The organism is Salmonella sp. A7, assembly GCF_020181675.1.
GTDB classification, from domain to species: Bacteria; Pseudomonadota; Gammaproteobacteria; order Enterobacterales; family Enterobacteriaceae; genus Salmonella; species Salmonella enterica.
In genome coordinates this window covers 1,158,947-1,185,272 of sequence record NZ_CP084001.1, presented here as the reverse complement: position 1 = coordinate 1,185,272, position 26,326 = coordinate 1,158,947, and the positions used below count along the sequence as shown (strand labels likewise).

Below are 26,326 nucleotides of genomic sequence, written 5' to 3'. Positions count from 1 at the left end.
TAAACCCCTTTATTTTGTATCAAAAACTTTACACAACAAGTGAATTATTTTATTCCCAGCCTCAGAAAAGCGGTAAAATGAGCGATGCTCGCTATTTTTTGATTATTTTTTCTCCGCACACATATTTTTACTTTCTGATATAGGGTGATTAATACCATAATCACAAGAATTTAATATCAGGGACGCCAATTAAATTATTCATATTATCAATAAGACATAATGACGATATGGCAAAATAATGTTATTTTGCTACAAACAATCACGGATGTATTTTAATGCTTTACGACTGAAGATGGTGGGGACTTGTTAATGCGTTTTTCTCACCGATTTATCCTTCTGTTATCGCTATTATTAGCCAGCTTGCCTCTGTATGCTCAACGCGTCACGGAAGAAGAGAAATCCGTACGCGCCATCGTCTCCGGTATCGTCAGTTATACACACTGGCCGGCGTTATCCGGGCCGCCAAGGCTATGCATATTTTCATCTGCGCGTTTTGTCAGGGTACTTAGCGAAGAGGCTGACTGGGCTTTCCCTTATCAACCGCTTGTCATCCGTACCACACAAGAAGCCCTGAGCGCCCGCTGTGATGGTTTTTACTTTGGCAATGAATCGCCAGCTTATCAGGTGGAGTTAACGCGTCATTATCCAGTTAATGCTTTGTTATTAATTGCCGAGCAAAACACCGAATGTATTATTGGCAGCGCATTTTGTCTGATCATTAACAATGATGAAGTCAAATTTTCCGTCAACCTGGACTCCCTCTCGCATAGCGGCGTGAGAGTAAATCCAGAAGTATTAATGCTTGCACGGAATCAAAAGCATGAATAAGGAATTTTCTCTGTCCAGACCAACATTTAAACGCACACTTCGGCGGATTAGTATAATCAGCGTGCTGCTTACGATGACATTGATCTGGCTATTAATTTGCGTTGCGTCTGTCCTTACGCTCAAACAGTATGCGCAAAAGAATCTCGATTTGACCGCCGCCACAATGGCCCATAGCCTTGAAGCGGCACTGGTATTTTCCGATAACGCGGCCGCAGCGGAAACGCTCGCCACACTGGGACGCCAGGGACAATTTTCAGCGGCGGAGGTCCGCGATAAAAATGGCCGTACTATCGCCTCATGGCGCTATGATGCGCGAGCCGCAGACGATAAGCTCATCGGCTTAATTAGCCACTGGCTTTTTCCATTGCCGGTATCGCAACCCGTCTGGCACAACGGAAGGGCCATCGGCGAAGTACGGCTTGTCGCCCGCGACAGCCTTATTGGTCATTTTATCTGGCTATCGCTGGCAGTGCTGACAGGATGTATTCTGCTGGCATCCGGCATTGCCCTGCTGCTCACGCGTTATTTACACAATGGCGTTGTGGATGCGCTGCAAAATATTACTGAAGTTGTACACGACGTTCGCACTAACCGAAATTTTTCACGCCGGGTACCTGATGAGCGTATTGCGGAATTTCACCTGTTTGCGCAGGATTTCAATAGCCTTCTGGATGAGATGGAAGAATGGCAGCTACGGCTTCAGGCTAAAAATGCCCAGTTACTACGTACCGCGCTGCACGATCCGCTGACGGGGCTTGCCAATCGCGCGGCATTTCGCAGCTGTATTAACGCGCTGATGAAGGACAATTCCGCTCGTAGCAGTTCGGCATTGTTATTTCTGGATGGCGATAACTTTAAATATATTAATGATACCTGGGGACATGCGGCAGGCGACCGCGTACTTATAGAGGTTGCCAAAAGATTAGCGGAATTCGGTGGTAGCCGTTATCAAACTTACCGACTCGGCGGCGATGAATTTGCGATGGTGCTTTACGATGTACATTCGGAATATGAAGTACAACGTATTTGCGCAGCGCTATCCCAGGCATTTAATCGACCTTTTGAACTGCATAACGGCCAGCGAATAACGATGACCATGAGTATTGGCTTTGCGCTGACATGGGAACATGCCACTGCCGAAAAACTACAAGAACTGGCCGATCGAAATATGTATCAGGCTAAACACCGGCGTGCGGAACGCTCGCTAAACTAAGGAACGGGCCTGGCCGTTTCTGATTCAGCGTTGATACCACTGACCCGGCCTAATCATGTAACCGTCTATGGCGTGGAGCAACCCATAAAAAAGGGGCCAGCGTAATGCCAGCCCCTTCTTTTCTACAAGCTTTCGGATGTTGCGAAAGCGCGTTCTTAGTTAAGACGCTCTTTGATACGAGCCGCTTTACCAGTACGCTCACGCAGGTAGTACAGTTTAGCTTTACGAACAGCACCACGACGTTTAACAGCAATGCTGTCAACTACCGGAGAGTGAGTCTGGAAGACACGCTCAACGCCTTCGCCGTTGGAAATTTTACGAACAGTGAATGCAGAGTGCAGACCGCGGTTACGAATAGCGATAACCACGCCCTCGAATGCCTGCAGACGTTTCTTGGTACCTTCAACAACCCATACTTTCACTTCCACGGTATCGCCCGGACGGAAGGAAGGTACGTTCTGCTTCATCTGCTCTTGTTCAAGTTGCTTAATAATGTTGCTCATAATTTAATCTCTTATCCTGGGTAAACTGATATTCGGGGGCCTATGCCATCCCATCATGTTTATGCTGCTGTTGTGCGTGTTCTGTTTTGAACTCCGCCAGCAACCTTGCTTGCTCTTCAGTCAGAGCCAGGTTTTCCAGAAGTTCAGGTCTTCTAAGCCAGGTTCGGCCCAGCGACTGTTTCAAACGCCAGCGACGTATCTCGGCATGGTTTCCCGACAGCAATACTGGCGGTACTTCCATCCCCTCTAACACTTCAGGGCGCGTATAGTGCGGACAATCCAGCAACCCATCAGCAAACGAATCTTCGATTGCTGATGCTTCATGCCCCAGAACTCCCGGTATAAACCGGGCGACGGAGTCAATCAGCGTCATTGCCGGTAGTTCGCCACCGCTGAGAACGTAATCGCCAATTGACCATTCTTCGTCAATTTCGGTCTGAATTACGCGCTCATCTACGCCTTCGTAGCGACCACACACCAGAATAAGTTTCTGATTCGTGGCCAGCTCGCTAACGCCCGCTTGATCAAGCTTGCGTCCCTGAGGCGACAGATAAATCACTTTAGCGCCTTCACCTGCCGCGGCTTTTGCTGCGTGAATGGCGTCCCGCAAGGGTTGCACCATCATTAACATCCCCGGTCCGCCGCCGTAAGGACGATCGTCCACGGTACGGTGCCGGTCATGCGTGAAGTCGCGAGGACTCCAGCTTTGGATGTTCAGCAGGCCTTTTTTTACTGCCCGGCCAGTTACCCCGTAATCGGTAATTGCGCGGAACATTTCAGGAAACAGGCTAACGATGCCAATAAACACAAGCCAATCCCCATAACGCCATTTATTACCGTTTATTCGGTGGTTTAAAAACCAGGATCCCAGTCTACTTCGATAGTACGAGTAGCGAGATCGACTTTCTTGATAACCTGCCCATCGAGGAACGGTACTAGTCGTTCCTTGATACCAAATGCATCTTTCAGGTTCGCCTTAATGACGAGAACGTCATTCGACCCGGTTTCCATCATGTCGATAACTTTACCGAGATCGTAGCCTTCAGCGGTGACTACCTGGCAACCCATCAGGTCTTTCCAGTAGTAGTCTCCCTCCTCAAGCGCAGGAAGTTGCGAGGAATCCACGACAATTTCGCAATTCGTCAGAAGATTCGCGGCATCTCGATCGTCAACGCCTTTCAGCTTGATGATCAGATCCTGATTGTGGTGCTTCCAGCTTTCCAGCTGTACCTGCTGCCACTGACCCGCCTTCTGGATAAACCAGGGCTGATAGTCAAAAATGCTTTCGGCGTCTTCAGTGGAGGAAAACACTCTGAGCCAACCACGGATACCGTATGAAGAACCCATTTTCCCCAGTACAACCGGTTCAGCGGGTACTTGTGCGGCGAGTTGCTTGCTCATCATGACCACCGTGACAGATTAAGCTGCTTTTTTTACTTCTTTGATCAGCGCCGCAACGCGATCGGAAATGGTTGCGCCCTGGCCAACCCAGTGAGCGATGCGATCCAGATCCAGGCGGGTGCCTTCTTCTTTTTCGCTAGCGATTGGGTTGAAGAAACCAACGCGCTCAATGAAGCGACCGTTGCGTGCATTACGGCTGTCGGTGACAACAACCTGGTAGAACGGACGCTTTTTAGCGCCGTGACGAGCTAAACGAATAGTTACCATAACATCCTCTTGTGTGAATAAAACAACCGGGCCCCATCGAGGAACGGAGCCCGGCGTCATATTAAAAGCCCGAAAATTTTACTGATTTCTGGGAAAAAAGCAATCAACATGTGATGAAGCTTGATTCCAGGGCGTGACCGTTGCAGCCAGTTTGGCGTCGGCGTGCGCGCAGAAAGCGGAGCGTACACGCAGTACGTGAGCATTTCGAGCACACTCCGGCGTCAAAATGGCAAATAAGGTAGCCCGATATATTTATCTACCCGGGAAGCCTGGCGGCATCATCCCCTTCATACTCCGCATCATCTTCGCCATCCCGCCCTTCTTCATTTTCTTCATCATGCGCTGCATGTCGTCGAACTGTTTCAGAAGGCGGTTAACGTCCTGCACCTGCATCCCACAGCCTTGTGCGATACGGCGTTTACGGGAACCTTTGATGATTTCCGGCTTCGCGCGCTCTTTCAGCGTCATCGAATTGATGATCGCCTCCATACGCACCAGCACTTTGTCATCCATTTGCGATTTAACGTTGTCCGGAATCTGCCCCATGCCCGGTAATTTGCCCATCAGACTGGCCATACCGCCCATGTTTTTCATCTGTTTGAGCTGTTCCAGGAAGTCGTTCAGGTCGAAACCGTCGCCTTTCTTCAGTTTGGTCGCCAGCTTTTCAGCCTGTGCGCGGTCAACTTTGCTTTCGATATCTTCGATAAGAGACAGTACGTCGCCCATGCCGAGAATACGTGAGGCGATACGATCCGGGTGGAACGGCTCCAGCGCGTCGGTTTTCTCGCCGACACCGAGGAATTTAATCGGCTTGCCGGTGATATGACGAATAGAGAGCGCCGCACCGCCACGCGCATCACCATCGACCTTGGTCAGCACCACGCCGGTTAACGGCAGCGCTTCGTTAAAGGCTTTTGCGGTATTCGCGGCATCCTGACCGGTCATCGCATCGACGACAAACAGCGTTTCTACTGGCTTGATAGAAGCGTGGACCTGTTTGATTTCGTCCATCATCGCTTCGTCAACGTGCAGACGACCGGCGGTATCCACCAGCAGCACGTCGTAGAATTTGAGCTTCGCTTCTTTCAGCGCGGCGTTGACGATATCAACCGGTTTCTGGCCGACATCAGACGGGAAGAAATCCACGCCAACCTGTTCAGCCAGCGTTTCGAGCTGTTTGATCGCCGCCGGGCGATAGACGTCGGCAGAGACGACCAGCACTTTCTTCTTGTGCTTCTCGCGCAAGAATTTACCCAGCTTACCGACGCTGGTGGTTTTACCCGCCCCCTGCAGACCCGCCATCAATACTACGGCTGGCGGCTGCGCAGCTAAATTCAGCGTCTGGTTCTCTTCGCCCATCGCCGCAACCAGTTCGCTACGGACAATCTTGACGAACTCCTGCCCAGGGGTCAGGCTCTTGTTAACTTCATGACCAACCGCTTTCTCTTTTACGCGATTGATGAACTCACGCACTACCGGCAGCGCAACGTCAGCCTCCAGCAGCGCCATGCGCACTTCGCGCAGCGTCTCTTTAACGTTGTCTTCAGTAAGGCGCCCACGGCCACTGATATTGCGCAGCGTGCGCGACAAACGATCGGTTAAATTATCAAACATTGTCTCTCGCCTGGGGTGGAAACGGTTGGTCGCCGCAGCGACACAGTTACAGAATTTCGCCACAGTATACCATGAAGCCGTCTTTGTTGTTATGCAACGGTTGGAGCTGCGGTCACGTAACGCTATACTGCTTCTCTTTCTCACTGGTCAACTGTCGACACAACTATGCCCGTTTTTGCTTTACTTGCCCTTGTCGCCTACTCCTTCAGCCTCGCGCTGATCGTTCCCGGACTGTTGCAAAAAAACAGCGGCTGGCGGCGTATGGCTATTCTTTCTGCGGTCATCGCTCTGGTGTGCCATGCTGTCGCGCTGGAATCGCGTATTCTGCCCGGCGGCGACAGTGGACAAAACCTGAGCCTGCTGAATGTCGGTTCGCTGGTCAGCCTGATGATCTGCACGGTAATGACCATTGTCGCGTCGCGTAATCGCGGCTGGCTACTTCTGCCCATTGTCTATGCTTTTGCGCTGATTAACCTGGCCTTCGCCACGTTCATGCCTAATGAATATATTACGCATCTGGAAGCGACCCCAGGCATGATGGTGCACATCGGTCTGTCGCTTTTCTCTTACGCGACGCTGATAATCGCCGCTCTGTATGCGCTACAGCTGGCGTGGATCGACTATCAGTTGAAGAACAAAAAGCTGGCGTTTAGTAATGAAATGCCGCCATTGATGAGCATTGAGCGCAAAATGTTTCATATCACGCAGATTGGCGTCGTACTGCTGACCCTTACTCTGTGTACCGGCCTGTTTTACATGCATAACCTGTTCAGTACTGAAAATATTGATAAAGCCGTGCTCTCTATCGTGGCATGGTTTGTCTATATCGTTCTGCTGTGGGGGCATTACCATGAAGGCTGGCGGGGTCGGCGGGTCGTGTGGTTTAACGTCGCAGGCGCGGGTATTCTGACGCTGGCCTATTTTGGTAGCCGCATATTACAGCAATTTGTAAGCTAAGCTTTTAAAGGAGTTTCCCCTGGAACACATCTCCACCACCACGCTGATTATCATATTAATCATCATGGTGGTCATCTCGGCCTATTTTTCCGGTTCCGAAACTGGAATGATGACGCTAAACCGTTACCGTTTACGCCATATGGCGAAGCAAGGTAATCGCTCGGCAAAACGGGTAGAAAAATTACTGCGTAAACCCGACCGACTGATAAGCCTGGTGCTGATCGGCAATAACCTGGTCAACATTCTTGCCTCGGCGCTCGGCACGATTGTGGGTATGCGGCTTTACGGCGACGCCGGCGTGGCTATCGCCACTGGGGTACTGACGTTTGTCGTGTTAGTTTTTGCCGAAGTCCTGCCCAAAACTATCGCCGCGCTCTATCCGGAAAAAGTGGCCTATCCCAGCAGCTTCCTGCTGGCGCCGTTACAGATACTGATGATGCCGCTGGTGTGGTTACTTAACACCATCACCCGCCTGCTGATGCGTCTGATGGGAATTAAAACGGACATCGTGGTCAGCGGGTCGTTAAGCAAAGAGGAATTACGCACTATCGTGCATGAATCCCGTTCGCAAATCTCTCGCCGCAATCAGGATATGCTGCTATCGGTCCTCGACCTGGAAAAGGTCAGCGTGGATGACATCATGGTACCGCGTAATGAAATTATCGGGATCGATATCAATGACGACTGGAAGTCTATCGAGCGGCAGCTCACCCACTCCCCGCACGGACGCATTGTGCTCTATCGCGATTCGCTGGATGACGCCATCAGTATGCTGCGCGTGCGTGAAGCCTGGCGGTTAATGGCTGAGAAAAAAGAGTTCACCAAAGAGATGATGCTGCGCGCCGCCGATGAAATCTATTACGTCCCGGAAGGTACGCCGCTCAGTACGCAACTGATCAAATTTCAGCGCAATAAAAAGAAAGTCGGACTGGTCGTCAACGAATATGGCGATATCCAGGGGCTGGTCACCGTGGAAGATATTCTCGAGGAGATCGTTGGCGACTTCACCACATCGATGTCGCCGACACTGGCGGAAGAGGTCACGCCGCAAAACGACGGTTCGGTCATTATTGACGGTACCGCCAACGTCCGGGAAATCAATAAAGCGTTTAACTGGCACCTGCCGGAAGATGACGCGCGCACCGTCAACGGGGTGATTCTGGAGGCGCTGGAGGAAATTCCGGTTGCTGGCACGCGCGTGCGCATTGAGCAGTACGATATCGATATTCTCGATGTACAGGAAAATATGATTAAGCAGGTAAAGGTTGTACCGGTAAAACCGCTGCGCGAGAGTATTCTTGAATAACCCTCCTCCTTTCTTAAAACGGCAGCCAATGGTTTGCCGTTTTCCTTGTTAATTAAGATTTTATTCATTCATCTCCTCTCCGGAATAGTGACACAATAAAAGCTTATTAATGGAAAGGAAAACCATACTATGTACGATGATTACGTTGTTGAATGGGATCTGGCGTTTGCTGAATATTTAAAAAAGCTGGCCAGCATATTCTTAAAGGAAACGCCAGATTTATGGCCCAATATCGTCTCCCGCCTCGCCAGCGATCCTGCCAGTTTTGAAGACGACGAGGACGATGACTACGGGATAGTGGAAGTGCTTGATTGCAGTGGCGGTGATTTAGACAATCGTGCGTTGTTACAGGCATTCATGCAGGTTCTACGTACTGAAGGCGTTATTGAAGAAATCGATTACAAGGGGGAGGGTGAAGAAGGTCTGCTCGCCACTTTTGCGGCCAATCGTTATTATGACCTGACAAAAGATTTTGCCAGTACAGATGAACTAAAAACGCGACTACTGGCACTCACCAGATATGATGAAATAGGCAAGGTCTGCAAAAAAGGCGACCGTTACGTCGATGAGATATTTGAGCGCATTCAAAGCCAGCTCAACGAACGTGGCTTTCAGATAGCCAGTCTCAATGAAAGCACTGATGCCTATAATATATTTGTTTTACCTATGGATGAGTACGAACAAATAGCTGACTTCGACACTCCATGGCTCGAAGTACAGGATTTTTTAAGCTAAAAAAATGGCCGACTTTACATCGGCCATCAGACTTTTACTTCGCCTTCGCTACCGTCACCATCGCCGCGCGAATGGTACGACCGTTCAGCGTATAGCCTTTCTGCATAATACCCAGCACATTGCCTGCCGGAACCTCTTCCGACTCCACCATCGCAATCGCCTGATGCACGTTCGGGTCCAGCGGCACGTTGGTCTCAGCAATCACTTCCACGCCGAACTTACGCACCACATCCAGCATAGACTTCAGCGTCAGCTCAATCCCTTCGACCATTGCCGCCATATCCGGATTGGCTTTGTCTGCGACTTCCAGCGCGCGATCCAGGCTATCGATTACCGGCAGCAATTCGTTGACGAACTTCTCGAGAGCGAATTTATGCGCTTTTTCGATGTCCTGTTCAGTACGACGGCGCAGGTTTTCCATTTCCGCTTTGATGCGCAACACGGTGTCGCGTTCGCGAGTCTGGGCTTCTGCAAGCTGAACTTCCAGATTCGCAATTTTTTCATCGCGCGGATCCACCTGCTCAGCAGAATCGTTTGGTTCAACTGCCTCAACCTCTTCGTGCTGATCCATGATAATTTCTTCCGGGGCTTGCCCCTCAGGCGTTTTCTGTTCTTTACTACTCATGAATTTCTCCGCGTTTTTTTCGCATTCATCTCGCTAACTTCGCTTATTATGGGGATCAGATTCAGGGTTTCAAGGGAAGTACTCACATTGTCATCAATCTTCGCTACAAGGACCTCAGAAAAATGAATAATCATTTCAAGTGTATCGGCATTGTGGGGCATCCGCGTCATCCCACCGCACTCACGACACATGAAATGCTCTACCGTTGGCTATGCGATCAGGGTTATGAGGTCATTGTGGAGCAACAAATCGCCCACGAATTACAGCTAAAAAATGTGCCAACCGGCACGCTGGCGGAAATTGGTCAACAGGCGGATCTGGCGGTAGTCGTGGGCGGCGACGGCAATATGCTTGGCGCAGCGCGTACGCTGGCGCGTTATGACATCAATGTGATTGGCATTAACCGCGGTAATCTTGGCTTCCTGACCGATCTCGATCCGGACAACGCCCTGCAACAATTATCTGATGTGCTGGAAGGGCGCTATATCTCCGAAAAACGTTTTCTGCTGGAAGCGCAGGTCTGCCAACAGGACCGCCAGAAGCGTATCAGCACAGCCATTAATGAAGTGGTGCTGCATCCGGGAAAAGTGGCGCATATGATCGAGTTCGAGGTTTATATTGATGAAACCTTCGCTTTTTCACAGCGATCTGATGGTCTGATCATTTCTACGCCGACAGGCTCCACCGCCTATTCGCTCTCCGCAGGCGGCCCTATTCTGACCCCTTCACTGGATGCAATCACCCTGGTGCCGATGTTCCCGCATACCTTGTCGGCGCGCCCGTTAGTCATTAACAGCAGTAGCACGATTCGTCTGCGTTTTTCGCATCGCCGTAGCGATCTGGAAATTAGCTGCGACAGCCAGATAGCGCTGCCTATTCAGGAAGGAGAAGATGTGCTGATTCGCCGCTGCGACTACCACCTCAACCTGATACATCCCAAAGACTATAGCTATTTCAATACATTAAGCACAAAACTCGGTTGGTCAAAAAAATTATTCTAATTTTACGTTAGCCTCTTTACTGTATAAAAAACCAGTTTATACTGTATTTAATTACAGTCATGGTTTTTCATACAGGAAAACAGCTATGTTGGCGCAACTGACCATCAGCAATTTTGCTATCGTTCGTGAGCTTGAGATCGATTTTCAGAGCGGAATGACCGTCATTACTGGTGAAACCGGCGCGGGTAAATCTATTGCGATTGATGCCCTGGGTCTGTGTCTGGGCGGTCGCGCTGAGGCCGATATGGTCCGTACCGGAGCGACCCGCGCCGATTTGTGTGCCCGCTTTGCGCTGAAAGACACGCCTGCGGCATTGCGCTGGCTGGAAGAAAACCAGCTTGAAGAAGGTCGCGAATGCTTACTTCGCCGCGTTATCAGCAGCGATGGCCGCTCACGGGGCTTTATTAACGGCACCGCTGTGCCCCTGTCTCAATTACGCGAGCTCGGTCAGTTGCTGATTCAAATTCATGGTCAACATGCGCACCAGCAGCTTACCAAACCCGAACAGCAAAAATCGCTGCTGGATAGCTATGCCAACGAAGCCGCTTTAGCGCAGCAGATGGCTGCCCGCTACCAATTATGGCATCAAAGCTGCCGCGATCTCGCCCATCACCAGCAACAAAGCCAGGAACGCGCCGCGCGCGCGGAACTGCTGCAATATCAGTTAAAAGAGTTGAACGACTTTAACCCGCAGGCCGGCGAATTCGAGCAAATTGACGAAGAATACAAACGGCTGGCCAACAGCGGGCAGTTGCTTACGACCAGCCAGAACGCTCTGGCGCTACTCGCGGACGGCGAAGACGTTAACCTGCAAAGCCAGTTATATAGCGCAAAACAACTGGTTAGCGAGCTGGTGAGTATGGACAGCAAGCTTTCCGGCATCCTGGATATGCTGGAAGAAGCCACTATTCAACTCACCGAAGCCAGCGATGAATTACGCCATTATTGCGAGCGTCTGGATTTAGACCCCAATCGCCTGTTTGAACTTGAACAGCGCATCGCTAAACAAATTTCGCTGGCGCGAAAACATCACGTCAGCCCGGAAGCGCTGCCGCAGCTTTATCAGTCACTGCTCGAAGAACAGCAGCAGCTCGACGATCAGGCCGATTCGCTGGAAACGCTGACGCTGGCGGTTAATAAGCATCACCAACAAGCGCTGGAAACGGCGCAAGCGCTGCATCAACAGCGTCAGTTTTACGCCCAGGAGCTGGGGCAGTTGATCACTGAAAGTATGCATTTACTTTCAATGCCGCACGGTCTGTTTACTATCGACGTGAAATTTGATGAGCATCATCTGAGCAACGACGGCGCCGATCGCGTGGAGTTTAAAGTGACGACAAACCCAGGTCAGCCGCTGCAACCTATCGCTAAAGTCGCGTCTGGCGGTGAACTGTCGCGCATTGCGTTGGCTATTCAGGTGATTACCGCGCGCAAAATGGAAACGCCGGCGCTGATTTTTGACGAGGTCGATGTTGGCATCAGCGGCCCAACCGCCGCCGTGGTCGGTAAACTCCTGCGTCAGCTTGGCGAATCCACTCAGGTGATGTGCGTCACTCACCTGCCACAGGTAGCCGGGTGCGGTCACCAGCACTTCTTTGTCAGTAAAGAAACAGACGGGGCAATGACCGAAACACATATGCAACCTTTGGATAAACGTGCGCGTTTACAGGAACTGGCCCGCCTGTTGGGAGGAAGTGAAGTTACGCGTAATACGCTGGCAAACGCAAAAGAACTGCTGGCGGCGTAAACTTTTTTATCTCCCGAAGGTCTGAGTTCACAACAAAAACGCCGTAAGACCCGACAGCAAAAGGTTTTAAAGTGATGAAAGGTCTATTATCATCGGCATATTAATATGAGCCACGTACTGCTCAGGCCCGAAAAGGAACCCAATCACTATGCGCTGTAAAACGCTGACTGCTGCCGCAGCAGTACTCCTGATGTTGACCGCAGGCTGTTCCACTCTGGAGCGAGTGGTTTACCGACCTGACATCAATCAGGGGAACTATCTTACACCTACGGATGTCGCCAAAGTGCGTGTTGGTATGACGCAACAACAGGTTGCGTATGCTTTAGGCACGCCGATGATGACCGATCCTTTTGGTACGAACACCTGGTTTTATGTCTTCCGCCAGCAGCCAGGACATGAGAACGTGACGCAGCAGACTCTGACGCTCACCTTTAACAGCAGCGGCGTGTTAACCAATATTGATAACAAACCGGCGTTGACGAAGTAATTTTGTGATACCGCCTGATGAGGTTACGTTCATCAGGCCTGCAAACCTCTCCCCACCATTTGGTACGAATTTGCCTGATGGCGCTACGTTCATCTGGCTTACAGGCACACCTGTGCTTCAGGTGTGGTACGGCTTTCACACCGTTATCCGGCAAGGTTAATTATCTGCCAGCCGATTTTTCGGCGCGCTGGCGGCGTAATGCTTTTGGATCGGCGATTAAGGGACGGTAAATTTCAACCCGATCGCCATCCTGCACCGTATCGGTGAGTTTTACCGGACGACTATAGATGCCCACTTTATTTTTCGCCAGATCGATATCTGTGCGCAACTCCAGCAAGCCGGAAGCGCGAATCGCCTCTTCGACCGTCGCGCCCTCCTCCAGCGTTACGCGCTGCAAATACTGCTTTTCCGGCAGCGCATAAGCCACTTCAACCACAAGTTTATCCGGCACGGTAAACCTCTTTGGCGCGAACCGTAAACGCCTGCACCATGTTGGACGCTAACTCTTTGAATACACGACCAAACGCCAGCTCAATGAGTTTATTGGTAAACTCAAAATCAAGCTGAAACTCAATACGGCACGCCTCGGGGCTGAGCGGGGTAAATTTCCAGCCGCCGATCAGCTTTTTAAAGGGGCCATCCACCAGATGCATCAGAATGCTCTGGTTACGCGTTAGCTGATTACGCGTCGTAAACGTCTTGCTGATACCCGCCTTCGACACGTCAACAGCCGCCGTCATCTGTGCTGGCGATGACTCCAGGACGCGACTACCAACACACCCAGGCAAAAACTGGGGATACGATTGCACGTCATTCACTAACTGATACATCTGTTCCGCACTGTAGGGGACTAAAGCAGTCCGACTAATCTGAGGCATAGCAATTCCCATCAACATAAATCGTGTAAATAATACCACTTATCAGCGAGTAAAAAAAATGCTGTCCCCAACCGTCATGCCTTAATTGTGCGTGCATAGCCCAACTCATGCTAAGATAGATTTTTGCACCTCATCAGGACGTAATGGGGTGTTTTCGATATCAGATTACCTATGAATTCACGACACTTATGACGAAGAAAAAAGCACATAAACCGGGCTCAGCCACCATCGCGCTGAATAAGCGCGCCCGGCACGAATACTTTATCGAAGAAGAGTTCGAGGCTGGTCTCGCCCTGCAAGGCTGGGAAGTAAAATCCCTGCGCGCAGGAAAAGCCAATATCGGCGACAGTTACGTTATCCTCAAAGATGGCGAGGCCTGGCTGTTTGGCGCAAACTTTACGCCGATGGCGGTCGCCTCGACACATGTCGTATGCGACCCAACCCGAACCCGCAAACTGTTGTTAAATCAGCGTGAGCTTGATTCGCTGTATGGCCGTATTAATCGTGAAGGTTATACTGTCGTCGCGCTTTCTCTGTACTGGAAAAATGCCTGGTGCAAAGTGAAGATCGGCGTGGCGAAAGGTAAAAAACAACATGATAAACGTTCCGATCTTAAAGAACGTGAGTGGCAACTGGATAAAGCACGCATTATGAAAAATGCAGGCCGATAATAGACATTTTTTGTGACCAGCTTCTCAGTATGAAGCTGGTCAATATTCATATCTCATGCATGCCTCGAAAATATATTCTCTGTGTCTGACGCTTATCAATAGCAATAAATACCACAACAAGAATATATTCTTTGTTTAAAAAATTTTTATAGCCTAATAACACAATACTTCAAATGATTTTTATAAAATTTAATAATGCTGAATACCTTCACAAAAGGTATTGTTTTTATGTTAAAAAAGAAAAAGACGAAGAAATTAAAATTCATTATAAAACATAAAGATAAATAAAAAATCATCATGCGTTGTTAGCCCACCCACCTCTCCTTAACACAAACTCCGTTATATTTCAGACGCACTAACATCTTTATCAATAGATCTTAATTTGCAGAAAGATTTTTTTCTGACTATATCATCTAATACGAAAGCACTAGTCAGGCACAAAAAACAAAGGGTTATTCGGCGAGAAAACCAGACCTTCACCTACGCTCATAAAAAAGAATATGGCTACGGAAATTCATCTCTCACGATGAACGGGAAGGCTCGTCTACGCATTTTGCCCTGAACGTCGTGCCCGTTAATTAATACACAGAGCAAATCCATCAGGAGCTAATTTATGCGTCTACTCGCCGTGGTTTCGAAATTGACTGGCGTCTCCACCACTGTGGAATCCTCAGCGGTCACTCTTAACGCCCCGTCAATTGTTAAATTATCAGTGGCCCGGGAGGAAATTAGTCAACTTACGCGCATTAATCAGGATCTGGTGGTGACGCTCCATTCCGGCGAAACGATCACGATTAAAAACTTTTACGTTACCAACGATCTGGGCGCAAGCCAGCTGGTACTGGCGGAAAATGATGGCACGTTATGGTGGGTAGAAAATCCGCAAGCCGGGCTACATTTTGAACAAATCGCTGATATTAATGAGCTGCTGGTCACTTCCGGCACTTCCCATGAAGCAGGCGGCGCCGTTTGGCCGTGGGTACTGGCTGGCGCGGTGGCGGCTGGCGGCATTGCCGCTATCGCGTCTTCCGGCGGCGGCGATTCCCACCATCATTCGGATGGCGATAATCCGCCCCCCGATAACACCAATCCTGACGGTAATCCCCCTGATAACAGCAATCCCGGCGGCAGTAACCCTAACGGCAATACTCCAGGTAGCAGTAATCCTGTAGATACTACCCCGCCTCTCGCTCCCGGCAAGTTGCTGATTTCAGCGGACGGAAAAACGGTGAGCGGCGAGGCCGAAGCGGGCAGTACCATTACCATCAAAGATCCTTCAGGTAACGTCGTTGGCGAGGGCAAAGCGGATAGCGACGGTAAATTTAGTATTGATCTAACAGCGCCACAGATTAGCGGCGAACAACTTACCGTGACCGCGACTGACGATGCCGGCAATACCGGCCCATCCGCAACCATTGATGCGCCCAACATTCCTCTCCCCGATACACCAGCTATCACCGCCGCTATCGATGATGCCGCTCCCCTCACCGGCACGCTGAGCAATAACCAGTTTACGAACGACAATACCCCCACTCTGGAGGGAACCGGCAGCGCAGGCACAGTCATCCATATTTACGCCAATGGTCAGGAAATAGGCTCCACAACGGTTGATAGCAGCGGAAGCTGGCATTTTGCCATTACCAGCGCGCTAGCGGATGGGGAAAATCATTTCACCGCCATTGCGACTAACGTTAAAGGCGAAAGTAGCGAATCAGCCCGCTTTTCGCTGACTATCGACACACTCAGCCCCGATGCCCCACGCGTTGAACTGATTGCCGATAACACCGGTTTGCTCACCGGGCCGCTACAGAATAATGACCGGACTGACGAGGCAAAACCGCTATTTTCCGGGCAGGGAGAGGCTGGCAATACCATCACGATTAAAGAGGGTTCAACCGTTATCGGCAGCGCTACCGTAGACGAAAATGGGCGCTGGACCTTTACGCCGACTACACCGTTAAGCGATGGCGAACATACCTTTACCGTCGAACAAAGCGACAAAGCCGGAAACGTGAGCCGCGTGACGACAACGCCTACTATCATTGTGGACACCACGCCGCCTGACGCCGCTATCATTGATAATGTCGCGAAAGACGGCACAACCGTTAGCGGTACCGCTGAAGCTGGCAGTACCGTGTCGATCTATGACCCGGCGGGAAATTACCTGGGCTCCACGATTACCGGAGAAAATAACCACTTCAGCATCACGCTGAATCCGGCTCAGACCCACGGCGAGCGTCTGGAAGCGCGTATTCAGGACGCCGTTGGTAACATCGGCCCCGCCACGGAGTTTACCGCTTCTGACTCACAGTATCCTGCCCAGCCGACTATCCTTACCGTGACGGATGACGCTGGCACCGTTACCGGGCTGCTGAAAAATGGCGATGCCACAGATGATAACCGCCCAACCCTCAGCGGTACTGCTGAACCAGGCAGTACGATATCGATTAACGATAATGGCTTTCCTGTACCGACCTTTCCGCCCATTGTCGCTGACGCTGACGGCAAATGGAGCTTTACCCCCTCGCTGGCACTTGCCGATGGCAACCATGTCTTTACCGCTACCGCGACCAACAATCGCGGCACCAGCGGGCAGTCCGTCTCCTTTACCATTGATATCGACACGCAGCCGCCGGTGCTGGAAGGCCTGGCGGTTAGCGACGTCGGCGACAGACTTACCGGCACTACGGAAGCTGGCAGTACTGTGGTTATCAAAGACAGCCTGGGAAATACGCTCGGTAGTGGAACGGCAGGCGACGACGGCACCTTCTCAATAGGTATTAGCCCGGCGAAAATTAACGGCGAAACATTAAGCATTAGCGTTACCGATAAAGCCGCGAATAGCGGTCCGGTAGAAACGCTGAACGCGCCGGATAAAACTGCGCCTGCGGCACCGAACGGTCTTATCGTGGCGACCGACGGTCTGTCCGTAAGCGGTCAGGCGGAAGCCGGGGCAACGGTCACTATCCGTGACAGTAGCAACACCGTACTTGGCAGCGCCGTCGCTAACGGCAACGGACAATTTATCGTTCCGCTGAATACGGCGCAGACTAACGGCCAGGCGCTTATCGCTACCGCCACCGATGTTGCGAAAAACGAAAGCGCCGCCGCGACGGTTATCGCGCCGGACAGTACCGCGCCGGAAATGCCGAAAAACGTGGTAATTAGTGAGGATGGCACCAGTATTAGCGGCACCGCCGAACCGGGTAGCGCCATTACGATCGCCACGCCGGACGGCACGCCGCTTGGCAGCGGCAAAGCAGATGGCGAAGGTCATTTTACCCTTCCCCTCGTCCCCGCACAGACCAACGGCGAACAGGTTACCGTCACCGCCACCGACAGCGCCAACAACGTTAGCCCGCCAACCACAGCGCAAGCGCCCGATATCACCGCCCCGGATAAGCCCATTATCACTCAGGTGCTGGACGATGTTGAAAGCTTCACCGGGCCGCTGGTTAACGGACAAACCACCAATGACAACCGCCCCACCCTTAGCGGTACGGCGGAGGCTGGCGCGCGTGTCGAAATTTTTGATAACGGTGTTTCGCTGGGACTCGCCACGCTACAGCCCAACGGCACCTGGACGTTTACGCCGTCGCAAAATTTAGGTGAAGGCGCGCATCGACTGACCGTAATCGCAACCGACGCTAAAGGCAATGCCAGTCCGGCCGCGTCATTCGACCTGGTGGTCGATACGCAATCGCCGCAGCAACCGGTAATCACCTTCATTACAGATGATGCGCCGGGTATTCTCGGTAGCGTCGCGCATCTGGGGCTCACTAACGACAGCACGCCAACGATTAACGGTACAGGTGAACCGGGTTCCACAGTACACCTGTATCAGAATGGCGCACGGATAGCGGATATTATCGTCGGTAATTCCGGCGTCTGGAGCTACGCCTACACCACGGCCTCGCCACTGGCGGACGACACCTACACCTTTACCGTGACGGCCAGCGACAGTAACGGCAACACCACGCCTTTTTCGACCGATTTTACGATTACCATTGATACCCAGGCCCCTGCCGCCCCCGGCGTTATCGGCGTAACTGACGGCGACGGAAATACGATTGATACCAATCAGATTACCCAGGAATCCCAGCCCCGGTTGAGCGGTAGCGGCACCGCAGGCGACACAATCATCCTTTACGATAACGGCAATGCCATAGGTCAGGCGCTGGTCGGCACGGACGGGCGCTGGCAGTTTACGCCGCCTGCCGCGCTGGGCGACGGCGACCACCTTCTGACCGCTCGCGCCAACGATCCGGCGGGGAACGAAAGTCCCGAATCCCTCAGCTTTACCCTGCGCGTCGATACCCAGGCGCCGGATGCGCCGCAGATCGTGTCAGCCGCCATCACAGGCGGAGAAGGCGAGGTGCTACTGGCAAACGGCAGTATTACCAATCAGCGTATGCCGACCCTCAGCGGCACCGGCGAACCCGGCGCCATCATCACCCTGTACAATAACGGCGTAGAACTGGCTACCGTCCAGGTCAATCCACAGGGTAGCTGGACCTATCCGCTAACCCGTAATCTGAGCGAAGGGTTAAACATCCTGACGGCCACCGCCACGGATGCCGCAGGCAATAGTAGCCCCACCTCCAGCGTTTTCTCCGTTACCCTTGATACCCAGCCTCCAGCGCAGCCTGACGCGCCGCTAATCAGCGATAACGTCGCGCCGATTATCGGCAACATCGGCAATAATGGCGCAACGAACGATACCACGCCGACCTTCAGCGGCACGGGAGAGATCGGCAGCACGATAATTCTCTACAATAATGGCAGTGAAATTGGTCGCACAACGGTAGGCGATAACGGAAGCTGGAGCTTTACGCCTGCGGCACTGACGCCAGAAACCTATACCATTACCGTCACGGAAACCGATATAGCGGGCAATATCAGTCCACCTTCCGCCTCAGTCACTTTTACGCTAGACACCACTGCGCCCGCCAATCCAGTTATCACTTTTGCCGAAGATAACGTCGGCGAAGTCCAGGATACTATTGTCAGCGGCGCAACCACTGACGACAATACACCGGTCATTCACGGCACTGGCGACATCGGCAGCGTGATCACGCTCTATAACGGCAGTAGTGTCGTGGGCGTAGTCACCGTCGATGAGACCGGCACTTGGACGCTGCCGGTGACCAGCGCGTTGCCGGATGGCATCTACACCCTGACCGCCATTGCCGCCGACGCCGCCGGAAACAGCAGCGGCGTATCGAACAGCTTTACCTTCACCGTCGATACCGTTCCGTTGCAGCCGCCCGTCGTCAATGAAATCCTCGACGATGTTGCGCCAGTGACCGGGCCATTAACCGATGGCGCCTTTACTAACGATCGGACGCTGACTATCAACGGCAGCGGCGAAAACGGCAGCACCGTCACGATTTACGACAATGGCGTGGCAATCGGTACGGCGCTCGTCACCGACGGGGGCTGGACATTCAATACGCCCGAATTGTCAGAAGCCAGCCATGCGCTAACCTTCAGCGCGACTGACGATGCTGGAAATACCACGGCGCAAACCCAACCGATCACCATTACTGTGGATATCACCGCCCCGCCCGCGCCAACGATCCAGACGGTGGACGACGATGGCACGCGCGTCGCCGGACTTGCCGATCCTTACGCTACCGTTGAAATTCATCATGCCGATGGCACCCTGGTCGGCAGCGCTGTCGCTAATGGCACCGGTGAATTCGTCGTTACGCTCAGTCCGGCGCAAACCGATGGCGGTACGCTGACGGCAATTGCTATCGATCGCGCGGGGAATAACGGCCCGGCTACGAATTTTCCCGCTTCCGACAGCGGTCTGCCCGCCGTCCCGGCCATCACGGCGATTGAAGATGATGTCGGGAGCGTACAGGGGAATATTGCGGCGGGCGGCGCCACGGACGACACCACGCCGACGCTGCGCGGCACTACGGATATCGGCTCTACCGTTGAAATTTTCATTGATGGCGATTCGGCAGGCTTTGCCACCGTTGACGCCAGCGGGAACTGGATCTTTGAGATTGCGACGCCATTAAGCGAAAGCACACATTACTTCACCGTCCAGGCAACCAATGCGAATGGCCAGGGCGGCCTGTCCGCACCGGTCGGGATCACTGTCGATCTTAGCGCGCCGGCGCAACCGGTTATTACCAGCGCAACGGATGATGTCCCCGGCATGACCGGTACGCTGGATAACGGCGCGCTCACCAATGATTCACGCCCGACGCTCAACGGAACGGGAGAAGCAGGCGCCACCATCCGCATTCTGGATAACGGCGTAGAAATCGGTTCCGCTACGGTAGATCAAAGCGGCAACTGGCGCTTCACCCCGAACGCGCCGCTGGAGAGCAACGCGCACATCTTTACCGCCGTAGCGACCGATCCCGTCGGCAATAGCGGCCAGCCTTCGGACGGTTTTACGCTGAACATTGACGCGCAGGCGCCAGATGTGCCGGTTATCACGTCCGTGATTGACGATAACAATCAACCGACCGTTCCGGTGTTACCGGGGCAATCCACCGACGATCGGCAGCCAATACTGAACGGAACTGGCGAACCTGGCGCGACAATCACCATTTTTGATAACGGTACGCCGCTTGGCACGGCTCAGGTAGGCGAAAACGGTAGCTGGACCTTCCCGGTGCCCCGCAATTTGTCAGAGGGAAGCCATAATCTGACGGTTAGCGCTACCGATCCGGCGGGCAATACCAGCGCGGTCTCCGCGCCGTGGACGATCGTGGTCGATATTACGCCTCCGGCGATCCCGGTTCTCACCTCCGTCGTGGATGACCAGCCCGGTATTACCGGCAACCTGGTAAGCGGGCAGCTAACGAACGATGCGACGCCCGCCCTGAACGGGCGCGGAGAGGCAGGCGCGACGATTAATGTCTATCTTGACGGCAATCCAGCGTCCATCGGTACCACGACGGTGAATAGCGACGGCACATGGAGTTTCACGCCGCAGACGCCGCTTGCAAACGGTAGCCACACGTTCACCCTTAGCGCCACCGATCCGGCGGGTAATAGCAGCGCGGTGTCCAGCGGATTTGTGCTGACGATTGACGCCACACCGCCCGCCGCGCCGGTTATCGCCAGCGTGGCAGACAATACGGCTCCGGTGACGGGCATCGTCCCCAACGGCGGCTCGACGAACGAAACCCGACCAACACTCTCGGGTACCGGTGAGGCGGGTACAACCATCTCGATTTATAATGGCAGCACGCTGGTCGGCACGGCGCAAGTTCAGGCCAACGGTAGCTGGAGCTTTACACCGTCTACCTCGCTGGGCGCGGGCGTCTGGAACCTGACGGCGATAGCAACCGATGCGGCAGGCAATACCAGCTCCGCGTCCGAAATACGCTCGTTTACTATTGATACCACGGCTCCCGCCGCGCCTGTTATTGATACGGTCTACGACGGTACGGGCCCCATTACCGGCAATCTGAGTTCAGGGCAGATCACAGACGAGGCGCGCCCTGTCATTAGCGGCACCCGTGAAGCCAACACAACTATTCGTCTTTACGATAACGGCACGCTGCTGGCTGAAATTCCCGCCGACAATAGCAGTAGCTGGCGCTACACGCCCGATGCCTCTCTGGCGACGGGCAACCATGTAATTACCGTCATTGCCGTTGATGCCGCAGGCAACGCCAGTCCCGTTTCAGACAGCGTTAATTTCGTCGTCGATACCACGCCGCCGCTGACGCCGGTAATCACATCAGTCAGTGACGATCAGGCGCCAGGCCTCGGCACGATCGCGAACGGCCAAAATACCAACGATCCTACGCCAACCTTCAGCGGCACCGCAGAAGCCGGCGCCACGATCACGCTCTATGAAAATGGTACGGTCATTGGCACGACAACGGCTCAACCTGACGGCGCGTGGAGCGTCTCCACCTCAACGCTGGCAAGCGGAACACACGTCATCACCGCCGTCGCCACCGATGCCGCAGGAAACAGCAGCCCGAACAGTACGGCTTTCACCCTGACGGTCGATACCACCGCGCCGCAAACGCCAATCCTGACGTCCGTGGTGGATGACGTCGCGGGTGGGGTCACAGGAAATCTCGCTAATGGTCAGATAACCAATGATAACCGCCCCACGCTGAACGGCACTGCCGAAGCGGGCAGCGTGATCAGTATCTATGATGGCAACACTCTGCTTGGCGTCACCTCGGCTAACGCGGGCGGCGCGTGGAGCTTCACGCCGACGACAGGGTTAAACGATGGCACGCGCACATTAACAGTGACCGCCACCGACCCGGCAGGCAACGTTAGCCCGGCCACCAGCGGTTTTACTATCGTGGTCGATACCCTTGCGCCAACGGTTCCGCTTATAACCAGCATCGTTGATGATGTCCCGAACAACACCGGCGCCATTGGCAATGGACAATCGACCAATGACACACAGCCGACGCTCAACGGTACCGCGGAAGCCAACAGCGCGGTAAGCATCTTCGATAATGGCGCGCTGGTCGCGACCGTGAACGCCAATGCCAGCGGCAACTGGAGCTGGACGCCAACCGCCGCGCTCGGCCAGGGAAGTCACGCCTATAGCGTTAGCGCCGCCGATGCGGCTGGCAACGTTAGCGCCGCTTCGCCATCGACAACGATTATCGTGGATACCATTGCGCCCGGCGCGCCCGGCAACCTGGTCATCAATGCTACCGGTAATCGGGTGACGGGCACCGCGGAAGCAGGCAGTACAGTGACGATTACCTCTGAGACTGGTGTGGTACTGGGAACCGCCACCGCCGACGGTACAGGCAGCTTCACCGCCACACTCACGCCCGCGCAGACCAATGGTCAGCCGCTACTGGCATTTGCCCAGGATAAAGCAGGCAACACTGGCATTGCCGCCGGATTTACCGCGCCCGATACGCGCGTGCCGGAAGCACCGATCATCACCAACGTAGTGGATGATGTGGGTATTTATACCGGCGCTATCGCCAACGGTCAGGTCACTAATGACGCACAACCCACATTGAATGGTACCGCTCAGGCGGGCGCCACGGTGAGCATTTATAACAACGGGGCGCTGCTCGGCACCACCACGGCGAACGCCAGCGGAAACTGGAGCTTTACCCCGACAGGCAATTTGACCGAAGGCAGCCACGCCTTCACCGCCACCGCGACTAACGCCAACGGTACAGGCAGCGTCTCCACCGCCGCGACGGTGATTGTCGATACGCTGGCGCCCGGTACGCCGTCAGGTACGCTCAGCGCCGATGGCGGTTCACTTTCCGGACAGGCTGAGGCAAACAGCACCGTAACCGTCACGCTGGCGGGGGGCGTGACGCTCACCACCACCGCCGGCAGCAACGGCGCATGGTCTCTCACCTTGCCGACAAAACAAATTGAAGGTCAACTCATTAACGTGACGGCCACTGACGCTGCGGGTAACGCCTCCGACACGTTAGGCATTACCGCGCCGGTTCTGCCGCTGGCGGCAAGGGATAACATCACCAGCCTTGATCTGACCTCGACCGCCGTCACCAGCACGCAAAACTATTCGGATTACGGCCTGCTGCTGGTTGGCGCGCTTGGCAATGTCGCCTCGGTTTTGGGTAACGATACCGCTCAGGTTGAGTTCACCATTGCTGAAGGTGGTACGGGCGACGTCACCATCGATGCCGCCGCAACGGGAATCGTGCTTTCGCTGCTCAGTACTCAGGAGATTGTGGTACAGCGCTACGACACCAGCCTCGGCGCCTGGACGACGATCGTCAACACCGCCGTTGGCGACTTCGCGAATTTGCTTACCCTGACCGGGAGCGGCGTTACTCTGAACCTGAGCGGCCTGGGCGAAGGCCAGTACCGGGTACTCACTTATAACACCAGTCTGCTCGCTACCGGGTCATATACCAGCCTGGATGTCGATGTACACCAGACCAGCGCAGGTATTATTAGCGGGCCAACCATCAGTACCGGCAACGTCATGGCTGATGATACCGCGCCGACGGGCACCACGGTCACCGCCATCACCAACGCCAACGGCGTCAGTACGCCGGTCGGCGCGGGCGGCGTGGATATCCAGGGGCAATACGGCACGCTGCACATTAATCAGGATGGCAGTTACACCTACACGCTGACTAAGCCCACGGCAGGATACGGACATAAAGAGAGCTTCACCTACACCATTACCCAGAATGGCGTCGGTAGCAGCGCCGCGCAACTGGTTATCAATCTGGGTCCCGCGCCTGTACCGGGCAGCGTGATAGCGACAGACAATAACGCCTCTCTGGTCTTTGATACTCACGTTAGCTACGTCAACAACGGTCCCTCGACACAAAGCGGCGTCACGGTATTAAGCGTCGGACTTGGTAATGTACTGAACGCGAATCTGCTTGATGATATGACTAATCCGATCATCTTTAACGTTGAAGAAGGCGCTACGCGAACCATGACGTTACAGGGAACCGTCGGCGGCGTCTCACTGGTTTCCACGTTCGATCTGTACGTTTATCGCTTCAACGATGCCATTCAGCAATATGAGCAGTTTCGGGTGCAAAAGGGCTGGATTAACACCCTGCTGTTAGCCGGACAGTCCCAGCCGCTGACCCTGACGTTGCCTGGCGGCGAATACCTGTTCGTGCTGAATACCGCCAGCGGCATTAGCGTCCTCACTGGCTATACGCTGGCGATTTCCCAGGACCACACCTATGCCGTTGACAGTATCACCGCCAACACCACCGGCAACGTACTGACCAATGATGTCGCCCCTACGGACGCCCTCCTCACTGAAGTAAACGGCGTGGCGATTGCGGCGACCGGCACGACGGAGGTAAACGGGCTGTATGGCTCGCTCATCATTGACGCAAGAGGCAACTATACCTACACGCTGAAGAATGGCGTCGGCGCCGACAGCATTAAAACGCCGGACAGCTTTATCTATACGGTCAAAGCGCCAAACGGCGATACCGATACGGCCTCGCTCAATATCACGCCAACCGCCAGGGCGCTGGATGCGATTAATGATGTCAGCGATACCCTTAGCGTCGCCACGCTTCAGGATACCTCTGCCTGGCTGGACTCCAGCGTCGGCAGCGCCAGTTGGGGGCTACTCGGCAAATCGGGCAGCGGGAGCGGCACCTTTGACGTTGCAACGGGCACCGTACTTAAAGGCGCGTCACTGGTCTTTGATGTCTCCACGCTCATTACGCTGGGCAATCTGAATATTAGCTGGGCCATTCAGGAGAACGGGACCGTCATACGCAACGGAACCGTTCCGGTGGCGAATATCACGCTGGGCAGCGCGACGGTGACCGTCAACCTGAGCGGCCTGGAGCTGGATGCCGGAACGTACACGCTTAACTTTACCGGCACCAATACCCTGGCCGGGGCGGCGACGATCACGCCACGCGTCATCGGCACCACCGTCGATCTGGATAATTTTGAAACGTCCGGAACGCATACCGTTCTCGGCAATATTTTTGACGGCAGCGATGCGGCGGGGGCGATGGATCAGCTTAATACGGTGAATACCCGCCTGAGCATTAGCGGGTATAACGGCAGCGCCGCCACGCTGGACGCCGCGGCGAATACCACCAGCGCCACGATTCAGGGACATTACGGCACATTGCAAATTAACCTCGATGGCGCTTACACCTACACCCTGAATAATGGCGTCGCGATGTCGTCCATCACCAGTAAAGAGGTCTTTACCTATCAACTGGATGACAAGATGGGTCATACGGATAGCGCCACATTGACCATTGATATGGCGCCGCAAATCGTCAGTACCAACCAAAACGATGTTCTCATCGGCTCCGCCTATGGCGATACGCTGATTTACCACCTGTTAAACGGCGCGGACGCGACCGGCGGCAATGGCGCCGATCGCTGGCAAAACTTCTCCACCGCGCAGGGCGACAAGATCGATATCCACGAACTGCTGACCGGCTGGGATCATCAGGCGGCGACGCTGGGTAACTTTGTTCAGGTTCATACCAGCGGCGCCAATACGGTGATATCCGTCGATCGCGACGGCGTCGGCAGCGCGTTTAAATCAACCGACCTTGTCACTCTGGAGAATGTGCAGCTCACGCTAAATGATCTTTTGCAAAACAACCACCTGATAACCGGCGGTTGATAAAA

Annotated in this window: 18 protein-coding genes; 10 read left to right on the top strand and 8 right to left on the bottom strand. The window is 53.7% G+C overall.

What is annotated here, in order from left to right; translation table 11 throughout:
* Positions 1-309 precede the first annotated feature (309 nt).
* Together LCS67_RS05730 and dgcN are read left to right on the top strand one after the other, a co-directional pair.
* The gene (locus tag LCS67_RS05730; RefSeq protein WP_001212379.1) at positions 310-828 is read left to right on the top strand and encodes a YfiR family protein; all 519 of its coding nucleotides are present in this window, start codon (positions 310-312) and stop codon (positions 826-828) included.
* Positions 821-2,041 carry a diguanylate cyclase DgcN gene (gene dgcN, locus LCS67_RS05725; protein ID WP_080069128.1) on the top strand — a complete coding sequence of 407 codons (1,221 nt, stop codon included), beginning with the start codon at positions 821-823 and terminating at the stop codon, positions 2,039-2,041. The genes LCS67_RS05730 and dgcN overlap by 8 nt, the downstream gene beginning before the upstream one ends.
* Before the next feature lie 155 nt (positions 2,042-2,196).
* On the opposite strand, the gene rplS is transcribed toward dgcN, so the two are convergent.
* The 5 genes from rplS to ffh all read right to left on the bottom strand — a co-directional run bounded on the left by rplS (position 2,197) and on the right by ffh (position 5,826).
* Positions 2,197-2,544, bottom strand: a complete 348-nt coding sequence (rplS, locus tag LCS67_RS05720; RefSeq protein WP_000065257.1) for a 50S ribosomal protein L19 — start codon at positions 2,542-2,544, stop codon at positions 2,197-2,199.
* A 40-nt stretch (positions 2,545-2,584) separates the two neighbouring features.
* Positions 2,585-3,352, bottom strand: coding sequence for a tRNA (guanosine(37)-N1)-methyltransferase TrmD (trmD, locus tag LCS67_RS05715; protein WP_000469807.1), 768 nt, complete (start codon positions 3,350-3,352; stop codon positions 2,585-2,587).
* A 44-nt stretch (positions 3,353-3,396) separates the two neighbouring features.
* Positions 3,397-3,945 (bottom strand): ribosome maturation factor RimM, encoded by a 549-nt coding sequence (gene rimM, locus LCS67_RS05710; protein WP_000043266.1) that lies wholly within the window; start codon positions 3,943-3,945, stop codon positions 3,397-3,399.
* 18 nt (positions 3,946-3,963) lie between these two features.
* Positions 3,964-4,212: a 30S ribosomal protein S16 gene (gene rpsP / locus LCS67_RS05705; protein ID WP_000256453.1), complete on the bottom strand. Its 249-nt coding sequence runs from the start codon at positions 4,210-4,212 to the stop codon at positions 3,964-3,966.
* Positions 4,213-4,464: 252 nt separating this feature from the next.
* A complete protein-coding gene (gene ffh / locus LCS67_RS05700) occupies positions 4,465-5,826 on the bottom strand; it encodes a signal recognition particle protein (RefSeq protein ID WP_000460052.1) in 1,362 nt (453 codons plus the stop codon).
* A 165-nt stretch (positions 5,827-5,991) separates the two neighbouring features.
* Here ffh and LCS67_RS05695 point away from each other — a divergent pair, with 165 nt between their 5' ends.
* The 3 genes from LCS67_RS05695 (at position 5,992) to LCS67_RS05685 (ending at position 8,824) form a co-directional block, all read left to right on the top strand.
* Positions 5,992-6,783, top strand: a complete 792-nt coding sequence (locus LCS67_RS05695; RefSeq protein WP_001537507.1) for an inner membrane protein YpjD — start codon at positions 5,992-5,994, stop codon at positions 6,781-6,783.
* A gap of 19 nt (positions 6,784-6,802) precedes the next feature.
* Positions 6,803-8,089, top strand: coding sequence for an HlyC/CorC family transporter (locus LCS67_RS05690; RefSeq protein WP_127908301.1), 1,287 nt, complete (start codon positions 6,803-6,805; stop codon positions 8,087-8,089).
* Positions 8,090-8,218: 129 nt separating this feature from the next.
* Positions 8,219-8,824, top strand: a complete 606-nt coding sequence (locus tag LCS67_RS05685; protein WP_023208252.1) for a hypothetical protein — start codon at positions 8,219-8,221, stop codon at positions 8,822-8,824.
* Between the two features lie 34 nt (positions 8,825-8,858).
* Here the strand turns inward: LCS67_RS05685 and grpE are convergent, their stop codons facing one another.
* Positions 8,859-9,449 carry a nucleotide exchange factor GrpE gene (gene grpE / locus LCS67_RS05680; protein ID WP_001518875.1) on the bottom strand — a complete coding sequence of 197 codons (591 nt, stop codon included), beginning with the start codon at positions 9,447-9,449 and terminating at the stop codon, positions 8,859-8,861.
* 122 nt (positions 9,450-9,571) lie between these two features.
* Between grpE and nadK the strand changes: the two genes are divergently transcribed.
* The 3 genes from nadK to bamE all read left to right on the top strand — a co-directional run bounded on the left by nadK (position 9,572) and on the right by bamE (position 12,684).
* Complete coding sequence (gene nadK / locus LCS67_RS05675; RefSeq protein WP_001059155.1) at positions 9,572-10,450, top strand: NAD(+) kinase; 879 nt, start codon at positions 9,572-9,574, stop codon at positions 10,448-10,450.
* A gap of 85 nt (positions 10,451-10,535) precedes the next feature.
* The gene (recN, locus tag LCS67_RS05670) at positions 10,536-12,197 is read left to right on the top strand and encodes a DNA repair protein RecN (protein WP_001528556.1); all 1,662 of its coding nucleotides are present in this window, start codon (positions 10,536-10,538) and stop codon (positions 12,195-12,197) included.
* 148 nt (positions 12,198-12,345) lie between these two features.
* Positions 12,346-12,684: an outer membrane protein assembly factor BamE gene (bamE, locus tag LCS67_RS05665; RefSeq protein ID WP_001203445.1), complete on the top strand. Its 339-nt coding sequence runs from the start codon at positions 12,346-12,348 to the stop codon at positions 12,682-12,684.
* Positions 12,685-12,844: 160 nt separating this feature from the next.
* Here the strand turns inward: bamE and LCS67_RS05660 are convergent, their stop codons facing one another.
* Together LCS67_RS05660 and LCS67_RS05655 are read right to left on the bottom strand one after the other, a co-directional pair.
* Positions 12,845-13,135 carry an RnfH family protein gene (locus LCS67_RS05660; protein WP_001112990.1) on the bottom strand — a complete coding sequence of 97 codons (291 nt, stop codon included), beginning with the start codon at positions 13,133-13,135 and terminating at the stop codon, positions 12,845-12,847.
* A complete protein-coding gene (locus LCS67_RS05655; protein ID WP_001543334.1) occupies positions 13,125-13,562 on the bottom strand; it encodes a type II toxin-antitoxin system RatA family toxin in 438 nt (145 codons plus the stop codon). Before LCS67_RS05655 ends, LCS67_RS05660 begins: the two co-directional genes overlap by 11 nt.
* A 188-nt stretch (positions 13,563-13,750) precedes the next feature.
* Between LCS67_RS05655 and smpB the strand changes: the two genes are divergently transcribed.
* Both smpB and bapA read left to right on the top strand, forming a co-directional pair.
* Entirely contained in the window at positions 13,751-14,233 is a 483-nt protein-coding gene (smpB, locus tag LCS67_RS05650) for an SsrA-binding protein SmpB (protein ID WP_001518569.1), read from the top strand.
* A gap of 613 nt (positions 14,234-14,846) precedes the next feature.
* Entirely contained in the window at positions 14,847-26,321 is an 11,475-nt protein-coding gene (gene bapA / locus LCS67_RS05645; protein WP_225090903.1) for a biofilm-associated protein BapA, read from the top strand.
* Positions 26,322-26,326: the final 5 nt, after the last annotated feature.